The following is a 514-nucleotide window of genomic DNA, read 5'->3' on the forward strand; positions in this document are numbered from 1 at the left end:
CGTCTCTTGCCTCGTGGTATTTTTCAACGACTTGTTTCATCGGTACGATGCTCATATTTGAGTAGTCACCAGTCATGGTAATGTCGTTTCTCTCGTACTCTGTGGTGACTGGGAATACGATATCAGCCATTTTTGCTGTCGGTGTCCAGTATGATTCATGTACGACAACTGTTCTTGGCTTTCTCCACGCTTTTAAATTTGTATTAGTATCTTGGTGATGCACAAGTGGATTACCGCCGACCCAGTAGATAAAGTCGATGTCTGGATAGGTGATCTTTTTGCCGTCATGATCAATCACTTTGCCCGGATTTAGCAGAGCGTCCGCGATACGAGCGACCGGGAAGGCATAGTTGGTTGCTTTTTGTAGCCAACTTTGGCCTGTACCTGCTGCTGCAGCTGCCTTTGCGACGAAGCGACCTCGTTTGTCAAACTCACCTGTATCCGTGCCTATAAACTCGCCCTTATCGTTAAATTTACCCACACTTGCGCTATTTACTCCGCCAATGACGGCACC

General features: G+C 47.1%; 1 protein-coding gene. It reads right to left on the minus strand.

From position 1 onward, the window contains the following. Nucleotides 1–514, minus strand: a 514-nt coding sequence (locus CYP26_RS06470) for a molybdopterin-dependent oxidoreductase (protein ID WP_181000877.1), incomplete at both ends; no start/stop codon positions are given.

Source organism: Campylobacter concisus (assembly GCF_002913225.1).
Taxonomy (GTDB): Bacteria; Campylobacterota; Campylobacteria; order Campylobacterales; family Campylobacteraceae; genus Campylobacter_A; species Campylobacter_A concisus_J.